12 protein-coding genes are annotated in these 21,582 nt (G+C 56.3%); 6 read left to right on the top strand and 6 right to left on the bottom strand.

Annotation, left to right across the window (positions count from 1 at the left end):
* Window positions 1-44: 44 nt before the first annotated feature.
* The 3 genes from Pla52nx_RS02850 (at window position 45) to Pla52nx_RS02840 (ending at window position 2,739) form a co-directional block, all read left to right on the top strand.
* Entirely contained in the window at window positions 45-893 is an 849-nt protein-coding gene (locus tag Pla52nx_RS02850) for a dienelactone hydrolase family protein (protein ID WP_146518185.1), read from the top strand.
* Window positions 894-907: 14 nt separating this feature from the next.
* Window positions 908-1,564: a hypothetical protein gene (locus tag Pla52nx_RS02845; protein WP_146518184.1), complete on the top strand. Its 657-nt coding sequence runs from the start codon at window positions 908-910 to the stop codon at window positions 1,562-1,564.
* A 170-nt stretch (window positions 1,565-1,734) separates the two neighbouring features.
* On the top strand, window positions 1,735-2,739 hold the full coding sequence (locus tag Pla52nx_RS02840) for an acyl-CoA desaturase (protein ID WP_146518183.1): 1,005 nt from the start codon (window positions 1,735-1,737) through the stop codon (window positions 2,737-2,739).
* A gap of 10 nt (window positions 2,740-2,749) precedes the next feature.
* Here Pla52nx_RS02840 and Pla52nx_RS02835 read toward each other — a convergent pair whose 3' ends face one another.
* From Pla52nx_RS02835 to Pla52nx_RS02820, 4 genes are all read right to left on the bottom strand, one after another.
* Window positions 2,750-4,234, bottom strand: a complete 1,485-nt coding sequence (locus Pla52nx_RS02835) for a N,N-dimethylformamidase beta subunit family domain-containing protein (protein ID WP_231741670.1) — start codon at window positions 4,232-4,234, stop codon at window positions 2,750-2,752.
* Between the two features lie 99 nt (window positions 4,235-4,333).
* Window positions 4,334-7,330 (bottom strand): PVC-type heme-binding CxxCH protein, encoded by a 2,997-nt coding sequence (locus tag Pla52nx_RS02830; RefSeq protein ID WP_146518182.1) that lies wholly within the window; start codon window positions 7,328-7,330, stop codon window positions 4,334-4,336.
* A 408-nt stretch (window positions 7,331-7,738) separates the two neighbouring features.
* Window positions 7,739-9,556 carry an SMP-30/gluconolactonase/LRE family protein gene (locus tag Pla52nx_RS02825; protein ID WP_146518181.1) on the bottom strand — a complete coding sequence of 606 codons (1,818 nt, stop codon included), beginning with the start codon at window positions 9,554-9,556 and terminating at the stop codon, window positions 7,739-7,741.
* A 53-nt stretch (window positions 9,557-9,609) separates the two neighbouring features.
* Window positions 9,610-10,068: a hypothetical protein gene (locus Pla52nx_RS02820; RefSeq protein WP_146518180.1), complete on the bottom strand. Its 459-nt coding sequence runs from the start codon at window positions 10,066-10,068 to the stop codon at window positions 9,610-9,612.
* 287 nt (window positions 10,069-10,355) lie between these two features.
* On the opposite strand from Pla52nx_RS02820, the gene Pla52nx_RS02815 reads away from it, so the two are divergent.
* From Pla52nx_RS02815 to Pla52nx_RS02805, 3 genes are all read left to right on the top strand, one after another.
* The gene (locus Pla52nx_RS02815) at window positions 10,356-11,372 is read left to right on the top strand and encodes a hypothetical protein (protein WP_146518179.1); all 1,017 of its coding nucleotides are present in this window, start codon (window positions 10,356-10,358) and stop codon (window positions 11,370-11,372) included.
* 383 nt (window positions 11,373-11,755) lie between these two features.
* Window positions 11,756-14,770 (top strand): FG-GAP-like repeat-containing protein, encoded by a 3,015-nt coding sequence (locus Pla52nx_RS02810; RefSeq protein ID WP_146518178.1) that lies wholly within the window; start codon window positions 11,756-11,758, stop codon window positions 14,768-14,770.
* Window positions 14,771-15,037: 267 nt separating this feature from the next.
* Complete coding sequence (locus Pla52nx_RS02805) at window positions 15,038-15,226, top strand: hypothetical protein (RefSeq protein ID WP_146518177.1); 189 nt, start codon at window positions 15,038-15,040, stop codon at window positions 15,224-15,226.
* Window positions 15,227-15,298: 72 nt separating this feature from the next.
* Here the strand turns inward: Pla52nx_RS02805 and Pla52nx_RS02800 are convergent, their stop codons facing one another.
* Window positions 15,299-18,451, bottom strand: coding sequence for an FG-GAP-like repeat-containing protein (locus Pla52nx_RS02800; RefSeq protein ID WP_146518176.1), 3,153 nt, complete (start codon window positions 18,449-18,451; stop codon window positions 15,299-15,301).
* Window positions 18,452-21,316: an FG-GAP-like repeat-containing protein gene (locus Pla52nx_RS02795; RefSeq protein WP_197454234.1), complete on the bottom strand. Its 2,865-nt coding sequence runs from the start codon at window positions 21,314-21,316 to the stop codon at window positions 18,452-18,454.
* Between the last annotated feature and the right edge of the window lie 266 nt (window positions 21,317-21,582).

Here is a 21,582-nt window from a genome sequence, read left to right as displayed (position 1 = left end):
GGTTTCCCCGCTGTCACCGAAGCAACCAAATCATCGAGTCAACCATGTGCGATCAAGATCATTTTGAGGAAGACATCAAGAAGTATTCTCGACGAGACATGGGCGCCCTGGCGGCTGCCGGGCTCGGAGCCGCGATGCTGCTGCCGCGTGCCGCCGATGCGGCCGAGGTCAGCGAGAATAACGTCAACATCACCACACCCGATGGGCAGTGCGATGCGTATTTCGTCGCACCCTCGTCAGGGTCTCACGCTGCGGTCCTGGTATGGCCGGACATTTTCGGGCTGCGTCCGGCGTTTCGGCAGATGGGCAAACGCCTTGCCGAATCGGGTTACAGTGTTTTGGTCGTCAATCCTTTTTATCGAACCAAGAAAGCGCCCACGGCGCCCGACGGTGCAAACACGCCGATTCAAAGCGTCATCCCCCTGGCGAGATCACTCAACGCGACGACTCAGACGACCGATGCCAAGGCGTTTGTCAAATGGTTGGACGCTCAGCCGCAAGTGGACACGAACAAGAAGATCGGAACAATCGGCTACTGCATGGGCGGCCCGATCGTGATGCGAACGGCCGCTGCCGCAGCCGACCGCGTCGGGGCCGCTGCCACGTTTCATGGAGGCGGATTGGTCACCGATGCTGCCGACAGCCCGCATCTGCTGATCCCTCAAATGAAAGCTCAGTTCCTGATCGCGATCGCCGAGAACGATGACCAACGTGATCCCGAGTCAAAGAACGTGCTCAGGAAGGCGTTTGAACAAGCACATTTGAAGGCTGAGATCGAAGTCTATCCGGCGGGCCACGGTTGGTGCCCGCCGGACACACGTGTCCATAATCGCGAACAAGCCGAAAAGGCTTGGGCGAGGATGCTTGATCTATTCAGCCGGTCCCTCGTTTAAAAAGCAGCTCACCGATGACGATCACTCAAAGATTACTGCTGTCCGGCCTGAACGCGGTGCTGTTCTGCATTGGGGGAGCCGGATCGTTCTGTTCAACGGCAAACGCAGAACAGTTTGTGCTATTTGATGTTACGTTCGACTACAGCAAGCACGACGCGGATCACTCCAAACCGAGCCCCTCGCACTTTTACGTCAAGGGAGACCTATTGAACCAGCAACGTCCCAAGGATTGGACATCACCGGTCGACTATCGCAACGGCACGGTTCACATTCGATTGGAGGTCATTGAAAAGCCACCGGGCGGTGCACCGACGACGTGGTCACTGTGCTACATCCCCAACAAGGGGCAGAAGAATGGCTACGGATGCACAGGCACCAAAATCTATCGAGATACCGGTGTGTATGAACAAGATGTGTCGATGACTTCGTTTTGGGAGAACGACTCGATCGTCTGGTCCGAGGGGATCAAGCAGATGGACTTGGTCATCAAGGATGACAGTGGCGGAAAGGGCCACGCGCACAAACGCGCCGACCATGAAAAGTATTTCCCCACCAAGGTCCGAATCACCATGGTGCAGGTGTCGGCCGGAGCGACCTATGACCCGAACTTGGTCCCCGGTCTGCCGCCCGCGAAAAAACTGAAGAATACCGAGTCTTTGTCGCCCAAATGACCGGCTTTGCCTAACGAGGCAAGGTGGCTATCGGACTTCGTTTTTGCAGCGCCTGACGCAAACGCCGTGTGGCACAAAGCCGCTCCCGGTTTCACTGGATTAGTAGATTATTCTGTCTATAGTCATGAATATAAATCGGCGCGGGACCAGGGAAAACACGAGAGCGAATGATGTCAGAGAGCACCGAAACATTGCCTGCTGAAAACGAAGAAAAAACGGCGGTTGGTACCTCACCAGAGCACCCAAATGAGGGTTCGGCGGTTCACGGAATCCCTCGCCCAGAAACCGCCAGCCACCGCATTCAGTGGCCCTACGCCATCGCGTTTCTGCTGTTTCATCTGCTAGCGCTGCTCGCGTTTGCGCCATGGCTGTTCAGCTGGACGGGAGTTGCCCTGGTGTTCATCGGCAATTTTGTCTTTGGCTCACTCGGAGTCAATCTTGGCTACCATCGCTTGTTGACCCACCGCGGCATGGTCGTGCCCAAATGGCTTGAGCACGGCTTGGCTCTGCTGGGCGTATGCTGTTTACAAGACGCACCGGCTCGATGGGTTGCGATCCATCGCATGCACCACCAGCATTCCGACAAGCAGCCCGATCCGCACAGTCCACTGGTTGATTTTTTATGGGGGCATGTGGGCTGGTTGGTCTACAAGGACACCTTCATCGGTACGGCAAAGATGTACGATCGATACGCGCGAGATCTGATGCGTGATCCGTTCTACTTTCGATTGGAACGAAACCTCAATTGGTTTTGGGTTTACTTGATCCACGCGATCGCGTTCTTTGTGGTGGGAACCGGGGCCGGTTATTTGATGCATGGCCAATGGCCTCTCGCCGTCCAATTTGGTGCCAGCGTGTTTGTCTGGGGGGTCATCGTCCGAACGGTGTACGTATGGCACATCACTTGGGCGGTCAATTCCGTCACCCATCTCTGGGGATATCGAAACTACGAGACAAAAGACAACAGCAAGAACAATTGGGTGATCGGTTTGACCAACAATGGCGAAGGTTGGCACAACAACCATCACGCTCATCCCCGATGCGCCGCGCACGGGCATCAATGGTGGGAATTGGATTTGACCTATTGGTCAATCTTGCTGTTGGAGAAGCTGGGGCTTGCCAAGGAAGTCGTGCACCCAACGCCCAAGATCTTGCAGAGCAAGAGCGAAGGCTAGCACGCCCCACTCACTCACGCTTAGCGGACAATCTGTCCAGTAGATTGCGAGTGATTTGCTCGATCACCGGTGAGTTGCCACGCAAGCCGTGTGACCAATCGGTTGAGCCCGCGGTGAAAACGGTTCCGCCCTGCGTGTAGACCCCCATCACGGCCGCGCCGACTCGATCCTTGGGAAACTCCTCGTACCAATAACAATCCCCTGGATGCCAGCGTGCCGGGCACGTTCCCAGAATGGTAAACGAAGCGGGCGTGCCGTCGTTTCCCGTTGGAAAGGGCAGTCCGTCACGCCACTGCATTTCACATCCGTCGCACTCGTAACCAACCACCGTGTCTTGACCGCCAATTCCTTCCCCGCGTTGGACGTCGGTTTTGGCAAACACCCAATGTTCCGGTCGGTGGACTTCGTAGGCGCCCGATCCTTCCATGAATTGGCCGTGGCTACGGTGATAGCCGCCCCACAGAAACCCCACTCCGGTCAACTGGTTTTCAGGGCGACCGATCAAATGATGCCCCCACAAGGTGCTGAGCGTTTGATGATCCGTCGTGCGAAACTCTGGATCGATGTTGTACCACTGCTTGAAACACGTCAACGACCGCCCCGCGTCTTCACTGCGCACCTGCCAACAGCACGTGTTGCCGCTGAAGAAAGCCACGTTGCCTCCGTCGGCGATGTATTTCTCCAAATGATTTCGCATCGGCGACGACCAGTATTCGTCGTGCCCCACGCTCAGAACCAATCGATACTTGGTCAACAATTCTGGCCGGAACTCCAGGTCACTGTTGACTGCGTATTCCAATACGTAGCCGGATTTCTCAGCCCATTGAATGAACGGCAACTCCCACTTTCCAAACTGTGATGCGATGGGGCGATCGAACGAAACCCGGTGCCCTTGGACGCCATCACGATCATGGAAACTGTACAGGCTGTGCCCGCCCCAGTTCGTGTAGGCGTTGTACGTGTTCGTGGCCAACTGAATCAGAATCGGTGACGTGCTGCCGGGCTGGGCGGCGCGAACCACAAAGAACAGCGAGCCCACCGCAGTGCGACGATTCTTGCCGACATATGCGCCGCCGTTGTCTTGAGTCGTCAAGGTCGCTTCGTAGTAACCCGATTTCCAGTCCGCTGGCACCGGCAATCGAAACGTCTCTGGCCAGTTGCAACCATGTGACGATGCACGATCAGGGATCGGTTGAGCGGAAACAGCAATCGATCCTTTCTCAAAGACTCGCTCGCGGGTGGCTCCAATGCGATCGATTTGCATCGTCACGGAACCGACGCCGGAAAGGTGAAACGCGATCTCGTCGCCGGCGGTGTAGCTGAGCTGATCGGCGTAGCCTTCGATGAACAATCCCTCCGGTATTTTATGCTCCGCCGTGGCGACTGCATTCTGCGTGATGATGAATGCTATGGAGGTGATCGCAAACCAGCTAAGGAACGACGCTCCTTTTACAAACGCACCCGATAGTGGGATTCGCCAGAATTCCTTGCGCACAGGACTTCTGGCGAAATCCACTACCTCACTTATTGATGATGCGCTCCTAGTATTGCCAATCATGCTGCGTTCCCTTGTAGATTCATGAAAGTCTTTCAGTCACTTCGTCGGCGGTTGATCCAGAATGTAACGTAACAGATCGGCCATCTGCTCCACGCTGATCTCTTGTTCCAGTCCGACAGGCATCATGGAGATGGGGCTGCCTCGTAGCAGTTCGATTTCATTGCGTAGAAAAGATTGCGTTTTTCCGTCGGCGCTGGCCAGGGTCAGACTGTTCGCGGTTTCCTCTGTCAGCATCCCGACCAGCGTTCGACCGTCACGAAGCAGCAACTGGTACTGCTGATACTTGGCTTCGACTGCACGACTGGGATCGATGATCGCGGTCAAGATTGCCGCGGGTGAACGATTGGTCAACGCTGCCAGGTCGGGCGCAATCGCGTTGCCTTGCCCACCGAGCCGATGGCAGGCCGTACACTTGGTCGTAAAGACCACACGTCCGCGATCCGCGTCGGCTCGCCCATCGTCGATGACCCTCAGCGATCGGGAATAAGCTTGCAACACACGCTCGCGATCCGAGTCGACCGCCTGCAAGACCTTCGCCGCTCGTTCCCTGATCGACGTGTCTCTGTGCTGCGAAAGCTGGCTCCGTTGAGTACCACTGAGAGAGTTCTGTGAGATCACGCCTTGCTCGATCTTGCTCAGCAGTTCACTCGTCCAACTCGTTCGACTCAGCAGCGTGCCAAGGATTTGATCTCGCAAGGCTGGGCCGTGAGTGTCCCAGCTCGCGGTCAAAATGGAGGGAACATCCGCAGACTCCATTCCCGCAAGCGTGGCCACCGCCGCCTGCTGTAGCTCGACCGGCGTTTGGGGTGACAGAAAACCCGTCAGCAACTCGGTATCGGCGACCCGCTCGGATTTCAGTCGCCCCAGCAGCTTGATCCCGGCAAGTCGATTGGCAAGTGGCGCGTCCGGTGACCCAGTCGTTTCGTACGCCAACCGATGCAATCGTCTCAGGCTCGCGGTTCCGTTGGTATCAAGCTGCCGCTCCAGTTCTCGATCGGAGCCGCCGAGAGACTGGAAAAATCGATCCAATGACTGCCATGTCGGGATGTCCGGTTGGCTGTCTGGCATCGAATCGACGTTCGATGCGATGTTCGATGCGATAGACTGCAACCAGTGAGAGGCTGCCGTGGGCGCATTCAGTTTGATTGCCATCGCTGCCATGGTGCCCGCCATGCTTGATTGGCAATGTCCATCTCGACAGATTGCCGATGTGATGGCCTGCACGTTCTGCTTGTGAACACTACTCAGCACGGCCGCGCTCAAGTACGGATCATCGTTCACTCGCGTGGCAATCGATGCCAACATTTCGAACGCCCACGCATTGCGAAACTCGCCCAGCGAATAGGCGAGTTGCAGTCGTATCATTGGGTCAGCATCATCGATCAATCGTTCGATATCGGTCTGCCACTGATTCTCGATCGTTCCGTCGCCCTGACGGACTTGTTCGCCCAAGATTCGGATCGCGTGACGTCGAATCCCCGCGTGCGCATCTCTCATGCCCAGCCGGAGGTCTTCGTCGGAGACCTGACCGATCCCGCTGAGGGTCGCCAAAGCATGCAGGCGGGCCAGCGGGTTGGAGTGGCTCGACAAGACACCGTGCAAACGACTGCAGAGGATTGCCGCGTCTGCTTCGGTTGACTCAACCGCTTTCCACAGCAGCATCCGCTGCACCATATCTCGTTGCCAACCGCTGGGAGAATCCAAAGCATCGACCAAATCCGTTGCGGTCAATTGGTCGAGGCGTTGAAAAGGACGTCGGGGCGCGTCTTTGGGTGCGATTCGATACAACCGGCCAAGTTCGGCGCCCGCTCGCAAGTCAAGTGTCTGCTCCAACTCGTCCGCAATCCACTCGGGATGCTCGATGACTTCGCGAACCATGTCGGCAACGTACAACGCACCGTCGGGTCCGACATGCAACCCCGTCGGTCGTGACCAAGGATCGGCGGAGCGAAGGAATTCGCGTTCGTCGTCTTGCAATTTCACGCTTTCAAACGTGACACCACGCGGAATCAGCTTGCGAGCATGAACGATGTTGTAAACCGGTTCACTTGTGAAAGTGACATCGGTGTATTGGTCGCCGAACAAGTTGTCGCGATAGACGATGGTTCCACAAGCCGACGTGAATATCGGTGTGGCACCGATCGGTCGATACTTGGGATCACAGTGGCTGATGATCGGGCCGATGGGATAGACCACTGCATCTCCGATACGAATGTCACGTCGAACTTTGGGCGGCACCAAATGCGGATTGCGAGCCAAATAGCTCTCATCCAATACGTAATGAAAGATCGGGTTGGGATTGTTGCACCCAAACCAATTGCCCCAGTTGTCGCGATTGCGACCGAATTGTGTCTGTCCAGATTGCGTTTCGATCTCACCGGTGTCAGGGCGGATGCGTAGATCGCGTCCACGGATGTCAACTTCCTTGCCCGTGCGATGGGAGATCACCGTTCCGCCGCTATCGCCGTTGGCCAGATAAACCCAATTGTCCAGTCCCCAACGCAACCCGTTGACGCGATGCTGTTCGTTGCCGACGCCGAATCCGGAATAAAGTTTCTCCACATGATCGGCAATGCCATCGCCGGTCGTGTCTGCCAGATAAAGAACATCCGGACAAGCCGTGACGAGAACACCGTCGCGCCACGCCAGCACGCCCGTCGGAGTATTGAGCTTGTCGGCAAACAATGAGGCGTGTTCATAGCGCCCATCCCCATCGCGATCGGTCAGCACACGAATGCGTCCCCCTGGTTGCCCCTGCCCGTCCAGGCCATGTGGATAGTCCGCCATCTCCGCGACCCACAAACGACCGTCCGGTCCCCAGTCAAAATCAACCGGATCCATGACCAGAGGTTCGGCGGCAGCCAGCTCAACCTCAAACGGCTCGGCGACTTCGATTTTCGAGAAGGAATCCGCCTGACTCAGCGCGACGCCCCAGGCCGGTTGGGCAACGTGTTGGCCCTCAGCAGCGAAAGCGAACCGGGCAGCCAAACCGAGAGCGGCAAGAAGCAGAAACCGTGCAATGTGTAGTGACATACGATTCCTCAAGGCCGTTCGATCCGTCAAGACGGCGTAGTGCAACAAGAATGCTGGTGGAACGTCGCGGTGTATTCCGCGTTCCAAGTCTACATGATAGTACAACACAGCAGCCCTTGCGTTCAAGAAAACGCGGGCTGAATCGGTCTTGAGAGAAAGAACGATGCGAACCACTTGGGTCAATCAACAGGTGCGTCACGGAAAGAGGGAAAGCGATGTGCTACGAAAACAAACACTTGTGTTGGTTCATTGACCGCGTCCAGATCTAACCAGACACCGTCATTCATCAAGTAAGGTCGAATCGCTAACTCAAACGGCATGTCCCCTGTTCCGCAACGAAAACCACCTGTTCTCCGATTACGTGGAGATCACATACAAGCCTTAGACGAGCTTCACTCAGCCACCGCTTCAAAACACTTGACCGGGAGTGGTCGTGCGGATGCTCCATAATGAGCCTCCCGCGGTTACGAACAGCGTTTTGCCGTCCTCGCCGCCGAAGGCACAATTGGTGGTTTCGTCACGAGGGATGGCAACGAATTCCAACAACTCGCCGGCAGGTGAAAAGACGTAGATACCCGCAGTCGGTGGATCAGCGGTTTCGTGAGGCAAGTTGGGACGATTGAGGCCAGCGGCAACATAGAGCCTCCCGGCGGTATCCAGCTTCATGCCATCCGGTCCCCGCGTCGAACCCCAGTCGTGAATCAGCCTTTGTGTCGCTGGGTCAATGCCGCCATCGGGGTTCAGGTCGAATCGCCACAGCTTGCGTGCCCCGCCGTGGCTGTTGTTGTTATCTGCTACAAACAGAAATCGATTGTCGGTCGAGATTGCGATCCCATTGGGTCGATCGACTTCATTAGTGATGATACGGTCAATCGAGCCATCAGGATCCACTCGGTAAACGCCTTCGACCAAGACTCCGGAATCATCCCGCATCTCCATGGAGGAGCGATCACCGTAGCGAGGGTCGGTAAAATAAATCCGCCCCTTTGCATCCATGGCCAGGTCGTTGGGGTTATTGAATTTCATGTTCTGAAAATGGTCTGCCAGAACTTGCAGCGAACCATCCTGATGTCGCCGCACCAAACGTCGCTGAGCCGACTGACAGATCACCAAGTCACCCTGTTCGTCAAATCTCAGGCCGTTGGATCCCGCGTCGCGCATCCAAACGCTTTGCCTCCCCGCCAGATCGAGCTGATTGATATTCCCTTCGCCACTGGTCAGCAGTCCAAGTCTCGGATGCCACGCGGGGCCTTCACCGGCACCCGTTTCCTGCAGCAGTTCCGGCGTTGATGCGAACACAGACTCTTTAGCGTCGGGCTCACGCAGCCGGATGGTCGCCGTCACTGGAATATGGTCCGAGAGCATTTCCGTGCAAGGGTCACGCAAGATCGCGACCGAATCCACCTGATCACGCAACGAGGGCGAGACAAAGAGGTAGTCCAGTCGGCGATCAGTACCATGATCCTGATCGCTCACGAGCGCCGCCGGAAAGGTTCCTACGAAGGGAAGCTGAGGAGATCGACGGGAATCGATCAAATCTGTGTATCCTTGATCCAGAATCGCTTGGATCCCGCCGTAGTCGAGTTTTCCATCGTTCAGATTGCGGGCAGTGCGGCTTTTCTGATCAAGCCCTTGGAAGAAGGGCACCAACAGTTCATCCGAGTCATACTGTTTTTTGTCGGCTGGTGAGAAGCCATTGAAATCACCGGCCAGCACGACCTTAGGATTTTCGTCGGGCAGTGACTCCACGTCCTGTTTCAAAAGGGCTGCTTCATCGATCCTTCGTTGGAAATCGGAGGGATGAAAATGGATCACGTAGAACCAAATGCCCTGGATGCGACATCGCAGGAGGCCATGATGAAATCCCTGGCGAATTCGTTTCACATCCGTGATGGGATATCGGGAGGTGATCCCCGTGGGAAATCCGTCTTCCTTGAGCAAGACGCAGTAGGGATGATCCCACGACTGTGCATCCGCCTGCAGTCTTTCCTCCGTGTAGGTGTTTAGCTCCTGCAGCGAAACGACGTCCGGCGATTGAGCCTTCATCCATCGTTTCCAGTCGGAGTACCGAGGCTCTGTTTTCTGTGTGAACCCATACCACACATTGTGCGAGATGACCCGCAGCTTCTCCGGATTCGGTTCGCTACCCGACTGGGCCGCGGCAGGAACGCAGATCAAAAGTGTCAGCAGAATCGAGAACACAATCTGGCTTCTTACGTCGGACATAATGGAACTCGAGGACGTGGTGGGTAATCTTGAAGGGATCAAGTCATCTGGGTTTAGCGATGGATGCTACGTGGAAAGTTCTCTTCAGCTATCCCCAGTTCCTTTTGGCTGAGCTTGAACACTTCGTTGTCGGAGCGGACCAACTCAAAAACCGCAACGATGTGATCCATTGCTTGGAGCACAGCAGCGGCAAGCCCCCATCCATGGTTTTGCGGAACCAAATGCACCTTAGCAAGGATTTTAACTTGATCTAACAGCAAAAGCTTCGTCTTGCTGCAGTTGATGAGACTTCCGCAATACGGTTCATTGTTGCCCAGCCACCGGGAACTACATCCCGAAAGCCAGCGACGGCGATATCGACCGGCACTTGATCGCCAGCAATGAGAGCAATCCAGACTGCATCGCCATTGCTCGAGAGTTGCTGTTCGCTGCGTTTCCGTTGGTCCGACGAGTGCGGCAACAATCGCCGGCGGGTCTTTCGCCAGAATGGCTTTTTCAATGGCTTTTGTCATTTTCGAAAACGCTATGTGATTCTGGGCCGTCTCGATCTGGCAGGCATTCGATCGTCGCTTGTTCGATTCAGTCGATCGAGTCTATGATGTTAGGTTGTAACAAGAAAGTGACGACGATGCCTGCCGGTTTTGTCATCGATCGTTCGCATACTCTTCTCTCAGCCGCTTGATTCGATGATACTAGATCCGGTGGTCACCAGCGGCGGCGGGATGCACCCGTGAAGAATAGAGACATTGATGAATGCTAGAATGACTTCGATCCACTGTAGACCGAACGAAGGCGTGACATGACATCGACCGATCTGCCACTGGAAAAACTTGTTGATCGAATCATCGCGGCGGCCGATGCGCAAACGTCTGCGGAGCTGAATGATGATCTCCGTGATGCTCTCAATGAGATTGCGGGACATCCTGATCGCGGGGAAGCCCGGGCACCGATCGCGTGTCGACTTGGCGATGTTCGCAGTTGTGCCGGTGCCGGGTACCTCGCCGTCTGGTTGGGGGCCGGGGCGGAGCATGGTGAAGAACCAGAGGAAGCTGGGCAGCAGATTTTGGAGACGATGCTGAAGTGGTCACGGGCGGTCCACACGAGCGACGACGAAGTTGACTCCGATGAATCGGGTGACGACGAGATCAATCCAGATACCGATTTCGGTTTGGAGAGGCTTGGCCAAGGTCTGGTAGCTCATGTCGCTCGATCGATGAGTCTCCATCAACACATGATGAATCGCCCCGATGTCATCGCAGAATTCCAACGTACCGAACACTTATCGTCCGGGCCGATGTGGGTGATGGAGCTACTGAGAAAACAAAGTGGACATCTCGTCGTGATCCATGTCGAAAGCAAGAGAGTTGTTCGCGTGGCGTATCAAAACCTGTCGAACTGCTTTCATTTGTTCACGCTGCTGCAATCCGCGTTGGCGGATATCAGGATGCCAGGATCGAAGCGAGTCTCGGCTCATCTCAAATCGGTCGCGTTGGGGCAGCGTCACGACGAAGCGAGTGACAAAGCTTGGTGGCATTACGGTGTCGGAACCTGCGCAAAGGCGGATTTCGCGGGATCGATCTGGGGGGAAGCCACGCCGGACTCGATTCCAGAGATCGACGCAGAGCAGGTCGTTCTGTTGTGGCCGATGCTGTTGGCATCACGGCAATGGGGGGCTGGCTTTTTCGGCCCCTTTTTGCAGGCGCTGCCTCCAAGTGTGACCGTGCAAGGCGAGTTGAGTGAGGAGGAAGCCACGGTGTGGTTCGAGCGTCTGAAGCTGCCTGAGATCAAGACCAAGCCTTGGTGGAAACTCTGGTGACCCGCTAGTCCGGATACTCCATCAGCCGGAGTGCGATAGAGAGCGTCCCGCTTAGAACGCATGGTTTCACGTTGAATTTCCAGCAAAATACCAGCACGACGCGCAAGCGAGTGAATAGAAGCACAAAAAGACGATTCACTCGCTCGCGCGTCGTGCTAGTAAAGACTAGAAAAATGGCTGGTGCGATCAACTTTCTAAGCGGGACGCTCTCGATAGCACCCGGTTCCCGATTAGAGGCGTAAGAACCGGACGCTATCGCGTGGCGGCTGATATCCGCAGTACGGTAGGACCAGCCGTCTGCGCGTCGCCAAATATTGCTCGATGGCGTAGAATGTTCGCTGCGCACCGTTTTCGCGCGATGCAATAGACACATGTGATTGGTGATGTTTCAAAAAGGCCCAGCTGTTTCGATCGGTTTCTCTCAGCGTCTGCGAGCGATGGCGGGCTGTGCATGCGATTTGCATCATCGGTTGTGTTGCATCAGCTTGGTGCTGCTGATTACCGTTGGATGCGGTCGAACTGATTCGAGTGTCGTGGCCGATGGTGGCAGCGAAGAGACTGACAGGGTTGCGGAAGTGCAGTCGACAACCGATCGGCTGAAAAAGGCGTCGGAGCTGCTGGAGTCGGGCAAACTGGATGATGCGATGCGGGAGGTCCAGCAAGTGATGCTGGCGGAGCCGGAGAATCAGGAAGCGACCTTGATCGCGGCTCGTATCGAAGGCGCGGGCGGCAATCACCTGACGGCGGCAGAGGTCGCAGCATCGGTTCCCCTGGAATCGCGAGTTGGCCGACAAGCGATGGAGTTTCGGTTGCAACAACTTACCTTGGGCGGCGCAACGATCGAAGCAATTGAAACCGTATTGGCGGCATTGGAAAAGGAACCCAGTGAAATTCGCTGGCGGCATCTCGCGTGGGCGTTGTTGAATCGACACGGTCGCCGAGAAGAGGCTTCGTGGCAGGCGGAGTACTTGTGCCGTAACGGTCAGGCCACCGATCAAGAACTATTGTCGCTGGTCAGTCGCGCAGATTCTTTTCCGCCTCAGTTGGCCAAGGATGCCGATCCACGAAAGGTTTTCGCCGACGGACTGGGGATGGCGCGGTGGCATTTCACCCAGTTGGACCATCGGGCCGCGATCGAGGAGTTGGACTTGCAGTGGCAGGGTGAATTCGAATCGGCATCGGCATGCGCTTTGTACGGACGATTGTTGGCCGAGACACAGCAGTTCGAAAAGATTCCCCAGTGGTTCTCTCGTTGCGATGAGGAGGCAAAGAAGCTGGGAGATTATTGGGTCGCTCTGGGCACCTACTTTTTTGATCTTCGGGAATACGAAGCCTCCGCGCGAGCGTTTTTGGAAGCGGCGGTTCGCAATCCTACCGATCGCGTTTGCATGCAGCGTTTGAACAAAGTGTTTGCCGCGCTGGATCGAGCGGACGATGCCGAGCAGTTTCGCTATCGTGGCATTCAGCTTTCCAATTCTCAACGAAGCAGCGAGGCGTTGCTAAAGAAGCCGAGGGATTTGGCGGTTCGTCAAGGACTGACGCGTGAAGTCATGGAGCTTGGCAGGCCATTCGAAACGCTGGCGTGGACGTTGACCATGATCCCCCGTCAGGCCGCTGGGCAGCGGAACCAAGTGTTGCAGCAACGCGCGGCACTGGCACAGAATCCTGAAGCGCTCGTCATGGCGTCCGAGTCGTCTTTGATCGGAGTGGATCCCAAACAGTTCGGTCTCGATGGAGCGTTAGCCAAGCTGAGCGACGCATCCGGGGCGTTACAAGCGGCTGCGCCCGTGGTTGCTCGTGAGCCGCTGGCAAAACCAAGGTTGGTCAACGTGGCACATGCAGTCGGCTTGGACTTTCAGTGGTATCCCGACAAGGAGCTGGATGTTTCCTCCATTCCCATTCACGAATCCGTCGGCGGCGGGATCGCGGTCGTCGATTTTGATTTAGACGGCTGGCCTGACATTCATTTGCCGCAGGGTTCAGGCGAGCCGCCAAGTTCTCAATGCACGCGATCGGACGTCTTGTTTCGCAATCAGGATGCTCGTTTTCGAGACGTCACCGAGGTGGCCGGTGCGGCGGGTTTTGATTATGGATCTGGTGTGACCGCGGGCGATGTCAATCAGGATGGTTTTGCCGATCTGTACGTCGGCAGCCTCGGGCACAACCGTTTGTTGATCAACAACGGAGATGGCACCTTTCGGGACGCGACCGAATCGTTGGGACAGGTCGACGACAGATTCACGTCATCGCTGGCGATCGCCGACATCAACCATGACGGAATGCCAGATTTATTCGAAAGCGTTTACATCGAGATGGAGGGCGCATTCAAGTTGCCAGACGTCGGCCCTGACGGACGCGAGGAGCAGCCGTCGCCGTTGAAGCACTACGCGCAGTCGGATCGTTGGTACGAGAGTTCGGGGGAGGGACGGTTTCAGGTTCACGAGATCGATCGTGAGATTGCCAAACCGGGAACTTCACTGGGGCTGCTGGTCACGGATTTCGACGGCGATGGACGCAATGATGTGTTTGTCGGCAACGATGTGCGCCCCAATCATTTCTTGATCCAAAATGACGAGGGCTCCTTTCATAATGTGGCGGATCTGGAAGGAGTCTCCAACGGGTACAGCGGTGCGGCGAATGGATGCATGGGCATCACGCATGGCGATTTCAATCGTGACGGACGAATCGATTTGCACATCACCAACTTTTCGCAGGAGTCCGCCAACCTGTTCATGCAGAGTCCCAGCGGTGGATTCACCGACATGGCGGCTCGCTATGGGATCGACTTGGTGAGCATTCCCTACGTCGGCTTTGGCACGAAAGCCATTGATGTGGACCGCAATGGTTGTCTCGATCTGTTGGTCACCAACGGGCATATCTTTGACATGCGATTCATCGGCGAAGGATTTCAGATGCCGCCGCAGTTTCTGCACGGTCGTGGCGATCGATTTGATCCGGCCACGGTCGAGGACGAATCCGGTTACTGGAGCGGGGCGTACTTGGGGCGATCGATGGCGACCACCGATTTCAACCGCGATGGCGCGGTCGACGTACTGATCGGTCACTTGGATCAACCGTTGGCGCTGTTGGAAAACCGCACTGAAACACCTGGGCACTGGATTCAATTGGAATTGGTGGGAGTACAGAGTGAACGGGATGCGATCGGAGCACGCGTGGTGGTCTCCACGAAACGCGGCAGCTTTTCGAACTGGGTCAGCGCCGGTGACGGCTATTTTTGCAACGATGAATCAGTGATCGATGTCGGTCTTGGTCAGGAGAATGCGATTCAGCAGCTTGAGATCGTTTGGCCATCGGGAAAGCGGCAGGTGTTCGCATCCCCCCAAATAGACCGTCGCTACCTTTCGATTGAGAACGATGACCGGCTCTATCCACGCTAGACGCGGATTATTCATGCGGATGATTGATTTTTGCGCAAAAAGATTCATGACAATGAGTTGTGACATCGCTGGTAAATGCAGTTTGCATTTCATAACCCGGGCTAGCCGCGTGAAACTGGGGAGCGTCACCGTCATGGACACATAGTCATGGACACGTAGCCGTCGGTGTCAATGGTGTCTATAATGCGGAGTCTTCCCTGTGGAGCAGGCGTCAGCCGGTTCCTTTATTCCCTTGTTGCTCGTCGTCAAAATCGACTGAGGTATCCGATGAAAAAGTTGACATTTGCCAGCGTTGTCATGTTCTGCTTCATGGCAGTCAGTTCTGTTGGTTGTGGTGATAGCAAGCCCGTTGTGAACAAGCCGCCAGAAAATGCTGTCCCCACCTCGGAGCTGCCGAGCCAGAAAGGCTACGAAGATGCGATGAAAGCTCAAGGCAAGCAAGGTCCTGGCAACTGAGCTGCGTGTAGACGCAACTCATCGCCAATCGTCGTTGACACGTCCAGTGTCTTGGACGTTTCGGCTGGGCGATCAATCACGATAGGTCCGCAGGACGAAAGGTACTTGTCCGCGGACCATGAGATATTCTTTGTCTGACTTGAGCGAGCCAATGACTTGCTCTCTGCCGTCCGGCCAAGTCACACGCACGTTCTCGACTTGAGCAAAGACTCCGGTGCCGGCGCAGATCTCCGGGCGATTGGTGCACAAGTATCCGTTTCCCGCAAGCCGAAACAAGGTTCGCGTCAGGGAACCGGTTCCGTCGCCCATCTCAAATCGAATCATGGCACCGACGGCATCGCGCGTGCCCGTGGTGTCAACTAAGCGAAACGTGATTCGGTGATGAGCCGATTGAGTTTGATTGAGCAGCATCGCGACCGGTTCGGTGGCGTGCGTCACGATCACATCCGTGCGACCATCGTGGTTCGCATCGACGGTGAACAGGCTGCGGCCGACGTGTGAGTTTGAAAAATAGTTTCCCCATTGATCGATCGTTTCAATGACCCATTGTCGATTCGCGTGGCGACGAAAGACCTGCAGGGGCTGAGCATACGGCGGTGATTGTTCGCCGTAGTCGCCGATGTGCCCGTTGGCAACGATGATTTCATGGACACCGTTATTGTCCAAGTCGACCGCTTGAGTGCCAAATCCTACGGTTTGCAGAGTCGGTGCGATCAACTGCTGGACTCCGGTTCGATCGGTCCAGAGACCAGGAGATTGTTGCTCGTAAAGAATGTTGTACTCGTTGGCAAAACCTGTCACGTACACGTCGAGGTCGCCGTCATTGTCAAAGTCTTCGCTGGCGATCCCCATCGATCCTTGGTCCAGCGACTGAGCGTCGACGGCGAGGCCACAGGAGATGCCCAAGTCCGTTAGTGGATGATCGGCGACCAGCGAGTTCCAACGGTAGTAGTGGTTGACGGAAGCATCATTGGCAACGTAGATCCCTTGGCGTTGTCCATCCAGGCGTCCGACGAGCAAGCCGAGGCCACGACCGATCGCCGTTGGGTTGCTCCATTGATCGGTAACATCTGTGAATGTCCCTGCACTGGAACCACGCAGGAAGCGATCCGCGGCGGCGCGAAACCGGAGCGGGTAGCAGTTGATCTCGTGGCCTTGATCGTCAAAGCAAGGTTGGTCAAGTGGTTCGCTCGTGTCGCAGTAGTTGACGATCACAAGATCGTTGTATCCGTCTTGATCGATGTCCGCGATTGCCCCGCTGGTGCTCCAGTCGGTTCGCCGCTCGGCATCCATCACATCGGTGGCATCGACAAACGTTCCATCGCCATTGTTTCGAAACAATCGATTGCGTCCCAAGTTGGTCACCAGAACGTCCGCCAATCCGTCGTCGTTGTAATCACCGACGGCCACGCCGTGTGAAAAACCTCGGTCACCAAACCCGGCAACACCACCGATCGGGGAGAATGAATCACCCAGGTTTCGAAATAGTTGCCCCGGTTCGCTGTCGAGTTTGCCGATGCCGCCACCCGCTGCGAGCAGTATCAGATCGTGTCGGCCGTCGTTGTCAAAGTCGATCACGCCACCACCGCATCCCAATGTTTGATAGATCGGCACGTGCGGTCCCATCACCTCTTTTCCGACCGCACCGTAGAAGTCTAGCCCCCAACGTTTGGCTTCATCGCTCATGCGGAACTCCTGATCTCCGGCGAGCACCGATGGTTTGTTGTTCGCGATGGCTGTATCACGGATCATCGATGGGACAGGAAGGCCTGCGAGGTCAAAACTCAACTCAGGGTGTCCTTGTGTGCTTTGCCAAACGGGATCCTTGGACAGAGAGGCCAAGACGCTTTCACGTAGTTCTGTTGCTTCGTTTGTTTTTTCGTCGGGCAAAGTGGTTGCGATGGCCAGCCACGCTTCTGCTTCCCAGAATCGTCCCAGGTCGAACAATGGCTTGGCGACCTGAACCGCCCTGGTCTGACTGGTTTGGTGCCCGTCCCTGAACTCGGAAAACCGGTCTCGCAGTTCCAACAGGCTTTCGCGGCGCCGCGCGATGGCCGAGGCGACGGCCTCCAGGTCGATGCCATTCAGGTCGATGGGCACGTTGTCGCTAGATGGCTTCGTATTGCTTTGCAGCGTTGCGATGGCGTCTGCCAGACGAGTCCAAGCAAAGCTATCGTTGGGGCTTCGTCGTGTCGCTTGGGCGAACGCTCTGACCGCCGCCAAGGTCTCGCCGTGGCTCAACGCGTTTTCACCCAGTGCCAACCAATACCCGGCCAGTTCGTCAGCGTCGCCCGGCAGAGCGTCAAACCATTCCGGCAGCGATTGTGTTTTTCCTTGAGCGACCAAAGCGTACCCCAGCAAGGCGTGCGCGGGGACAAAGTCTGGGTGGCGTGATAGGATCTGTCGCAAGACATCTTCGGCGGCCGCGGCATTGCGGGACTCCAGCAACGTCTGAGCTTCCCCCAATCGCGGTCGCCAATCGGACGGATTACGAGCCAACAGGGTCGTGATGGACTGAGATGAAAAGCGACGAAAGCTTGTTTCGGTGGTGGCCATCAGCAGCATCAAATCGAACTGACGCGCCCGGATCAAGCGGCTCATGTGCTGGGGCAGCTCTGAAGTCAACTGTGCTTCACCGAGCAAGCCGACCAAGATCCTCCGGTAACGATGGGCGTCCGGATGCGTCTGCAGTACTTGCTCGATCAACTCGATCGCGTCGTACAGATGACCGATCTGGATGAAAGCCTGTACGGCGTGGTCGACACGTTGGCCGCTGATATCGAACTGCGAAACTCGGACGGCTTGGGCCAGCAAGTTTGCCGCTTCCTCTTGTTGCCCGGCCCTGCCTGTCACGATCGCCGCGTTGGTCAAAACGTCGGGGTCGTCTGGTCGGGCGATCATCGCTTGAGAAACCAATTGCTCGGCGCGCTGCCAATCCCGCTGTTCAATTGCGGTTTGAAATGCGGCGACCGGATCGGACGAGTCCGATGTTCCGCTTGCGGTACTGGTGTCGTTCTCCGGCGTGCTTCCTTCGACGCCAGGCCGGCTGCACCCGCCCAGCAAGAGAATTGCCGACAACGTCAAGCAGACCATTGGTCGTGGGATTCGCCAGAATTCCTTTCGCAAAGGATTTCTGGCGAAATCCACTACACCAGATACCGGCAATGCGTTGCCGAGCAACGTGAGACGATGTTTTTGCTTGAACTTCACCGGGCAACAACGCATTCAATCTTTCCCGGCGGCGGCATATTCATCCATCACAAACGGCAAGCCATCTCCCTGCACGATCAAGTAAAGCTGATTGGACGGCAGGGTGCCAAGTGATTGAGTGTCGCCGTTGGGCCACGTCACTGTCACGTCAGTCACTTCGTCAGCCTGACCCAACCCGGCACGCAAGATGTTTTCGTTGGTGCACAAGTATCCGCCTCCGGCCAGCGCCCACAAACTTCGTTGGCGGCCGTTGCACACAAAGCGAATGATCGCACCCACGGCGCCGCGACTGTCATCGGTCCCGACCAATTGAAATGCGATTCGATCGGCATCACTTTTGGTGTGATTGACCAGCAACCTCATCTGTTCGTAGGAGTGTGTGATCATCACGTCGCTGTGACCATCGCGGTTGACATCGATCGTCCACAACGCGCGACCGACGTGGCTTTGACGAAAGTAGTCGCCCCATCGATCGTCATCCACCCATTGGAAACTGCCCGAGGCACCGCGGCGGAATACCTGGAGCGGCTGTTCGTAGGGCAAACTATCCGGCTCATTGAAATCGCCGATGTGTCCATTGGTCACCAAGATTTCGTCAATGCCGTCTGCGTCCAAGTCGATCGCTTCGGTGCCGAATCCGACCATGGGTAATGTGGATTGCACCAAGTCCAGTTTGTTCGTGATGTCCTGCCACAGCCCCGGTGCGACTTGATCGTATAAAATATTGTATTCGCGACCGAAACCTGTGACGTAGAAGTCCAAGTCTCCGTCACCATCGAAATCACTGCATGCGATCCCCATCGATGCTTGAGCAATCGTCCGTCCGTCGACGGCCAATCCGCTGACGGTGGCGTTCTCGTCGAGTCGCTGATCTGCACTGCCGAGGTAGCGATAAAAAGCATTGGGTGTCATGTCGTTGGCGACAAAGGCACCGATCTGTCGACCGTCCAGAGCACCGGCGACAATGCCTAGTCCTCGACCGGGTGTCACATCGCCGATCCATGTGTCGGACACATCTTGCAGGCTTCCATCGCCCTTGCCCACGAAGAATTGATCTCGGTGAGCGGGAAACTTCAGCGGGTGACATGGCCCGGGTACGCCGTTGGCGTCTGGGCACGCCTTGTCCATGTTGGCAATCGTTCGGCAGTAGTTCGTCGTCAACAAATCGGTGATGCCGTCTCGATTCATATCAACAAAAGCGCCGCAGGTGCTCCATTCCTGCCACTGACCATCGTCGAGCAATTCGGTGCAGTCACTGAAACTGCCGTCGCCATTGTTTCTCAGCAGTTTATTCTTACCGAGGTTGGCAAAGAACAAGTCCGCGAAGCCGTCTTCGTTGAAATCGCCGATGGCCACGCCTTGCCCGTATCCACGATCTCCCGTTCCGGTCATTGCAGTGACCTTGATGAAACGATCGCCGAGGTTTCGCAGCAACTCGTTTGCCATCGAGTCCGATTTCAGCATCGTGCCGCCCGCTCCCATCACCAACGCATCGGGCCAGCCGTCCAGATCGAAATCGATCGCGCCGCCGCCGACTCCTGTCGATCGGATCAAAGCCGCAAGCTTTGCATTGTCTGGATTGTTTTTGGCGCCGACGCCATCCAGTTGCCAGGTCTCACTTTCGTCACGCATCAGCAGATGGTCGTGCGATGCGAGTCGGGGAGCGATGCCAGTGCTTTTGGACGGTTGTTGATTGGGCGATTGAAGCGTCGGTTCGGGCCAAGGTGAGAGATCCAGTGCGAGCGAAGGCTGATCGATCGGCGAGATCCAACTGGGATCCTTGCTCAGTCGAGCCAACACTTCTTTTCGTAGTTCCCCAAGTCGCGACGTCGGTTCCTTTTTCATCGTGGTGGCCACGGCGGTCCAGGCTTCCGCTTCCCACGTTCGACCCAACGCAAACAGGTCGTCGGCGATGGCAACGGCGTTGGCTTGGCGGTCCTTGCCTTCCCAGGTGAAGTCATAGTAGTGTGCGCGCAGCTTTAGCAGTCGTTCGATGCGGGCTTCGATGGCGTGCAGTTGGGCGTCGGATACGGCGTTAGAATCATCGACGGCTTGTGATGATCGAACACTTCGCAAGGCTTGGGAAAGACGAATCCATGCGTTGCTGTCGTTGGGGTCACGTCGTGTTGCCTCCCAGTAAGCCCTCGCAGCCTGCTGGTGTTTGTCGAACGAGGCCGCCCAGTCTCCGATCGTCAGCCAGTAATCGGCGTGTTCGCGACAGTCGACCGGCGCCGCATCCGCCCATGCGGGAATCTCGTCGATCCTGCGTTGTTCCATCAGTGTTTGCCCCAACAGTGCGTAGGCGGGGGCAAACTTTGGGTGATGCTCTAGGATCTCACGCAGCATCGTTTCGCATGCGATGGCGTCGTGCTTGTCGAGCAATTCCAAGGCGTCTCCCAATCGCACGCGATGGTCATCAGGGTTGCGTTCCAACAAAATCTTGGCGGTGTTGAAGGAAAACCGCCGTGACGACGTTTCGGTGACCGCCAACAGCAACTGAACGTCAAAAGCTCGATTCTGAATCAACCGTTTCAGATGGGGCGGGATCAATTCCGTTCGTTGGGCTTCCCCGAGAAACCCGATCAACATCTTTCGATGGGTCGTGTTGTCGCCGTTGGCAGCCAAAGACTCATTGAGCAGGTCGATCGCTGCGTACAACTCACCGACATCGATCAAAGCTTGCACGGCAAAGTCGACTCGACTGGACGGCAAGTAGCCCGCTGCTTTGGCAGCATGTGTCAGCAGACGCGCCGCTTCTCGCTTCTGACCGCTCAATGCGGCGATCTTGGCTGCGCTGGTCAGCAACTCCGGATCATCCGGTTCGGCGATCAGGGCCTGCTTGGCGAAGCGATCCGCTGTCGCCCAATCTCTAAGCTGCATGGCCCGACTCATGGCGTCGCGGGGCTCTTCCGAATCGACGACAACGCCGGAATTCACCCCGCTGTCAGGGGTTGATTCGCGACATCCCGAAATGGTTGCAAGCATTAAGGGTGCGGCCAGACAAGCGAATCCGAGTTGTTGGATCATCGAATTGAGCAAAGAAACTTATACCGCCTGGGAAAGGGACTTAATTCCTGGATTCAAGACCCCGGTTTGACCGAATTGGGGTCGCATAGTCAGCATATTTGAGTAATTTAGGGCGGTAA

The organism is Stieleria varia (genome assembly GCF_038443385.1).
Taxonomy (GTDB): domain Bacteria; phylum Planctomycetota; class Planctomycetia; order Pirellulales; family Pirellulaceae; genus Stieleria; species Stieleria varia.
The sequence above is the reverse complement of the archived record's forward strand: the minus strand, read 5'-3'. Positions and strand labels throughout refer to the sequence as shown.

Excerpts from the sequence above, each read along its gene's own strand:
- Pla52nx_RS02850 (WP_146518185.1), top strand. The coding sequence starts at position 45 with ATGTGCGATCAAGATCATTTTGAGGAAGACATCAAGAAGTATTCTCGA.
- Pla52nx_RS02845 (WP_146518184.1), top strand. The coding sequence starts at position 908 with ATGACGATCACTCAAAGATTACTGCTGTCCGGCCTGAACGCGGTGCTG.
- Pla52nx_RS02840 (WP_146518183.1), top strand. The coding sequence starts at position 1,735 with ATGTCAGAGAGCACCGAAACATTGCCTGCTGAAAACGAAGAAAAAACG.
- Pla52nx_RS02830 (WP_146518182.1), bottom strand. The coding sequence starts at position 7,330 with ATGTCACTACACATTGCACGGTTTCTGCTTCTTGCCGCTCTCGGTTTG.
- Pla52nx_RS02825 (WP_146518181.1), bottom strand. The coding sequence starts at position 9,556 with ATGTCCGACGTAAGAAGCCAGATTGTGTTCTCGATTCTGCTGACACTT.
- Pla52nx_RS02820 (WP_146518180.1), bottom strand. The coding sequence starts at position 10,068 with ATGACAAAAGCCATTGAAAAAGCCATTCTGGCGAAAGACCCGCCGGCG.
- Pla52nx_RS02815 (WP_146518179.1), top strand. The coding sequence starts at position 10,356 with ATGACATCGACCGATCTGCCACTGGAAAAACTTGTTGATCGAATCATC.
- Pla52nx_RS02810 (WP_146518178.1), top strand. The coding sequence starts at position 11,756 with ATGTTTCAAAAAGGCCCAGCTGTTTCGATCGGTTTCTCTCAGCGTCTG.
- Pla52nx_RS02805 (WP_146518177.1), top strand. The coding sequence starts at position 15,038 with ATGAAAAAGTTGACATTTGCCAGCGTTGTCATGTTCTGCTTCATGGCA.
- Pla52nx_RS02800 (WP_146518176.1), bottom strand. The coding sequence starts at position 18,451 with ATGCGTTGTTGCCCGGTGAAGTTCAAGCAAAAACATCGTCTCACGTTG.
- Pla52nx_RS02795 (WP_197454234.1), bottom strand. The coding sequence starts at position 21,316 with ATGCAGCTTAGAGATTGGGCGACAGCGGATCGCTTCGCCAAGCAGGCC.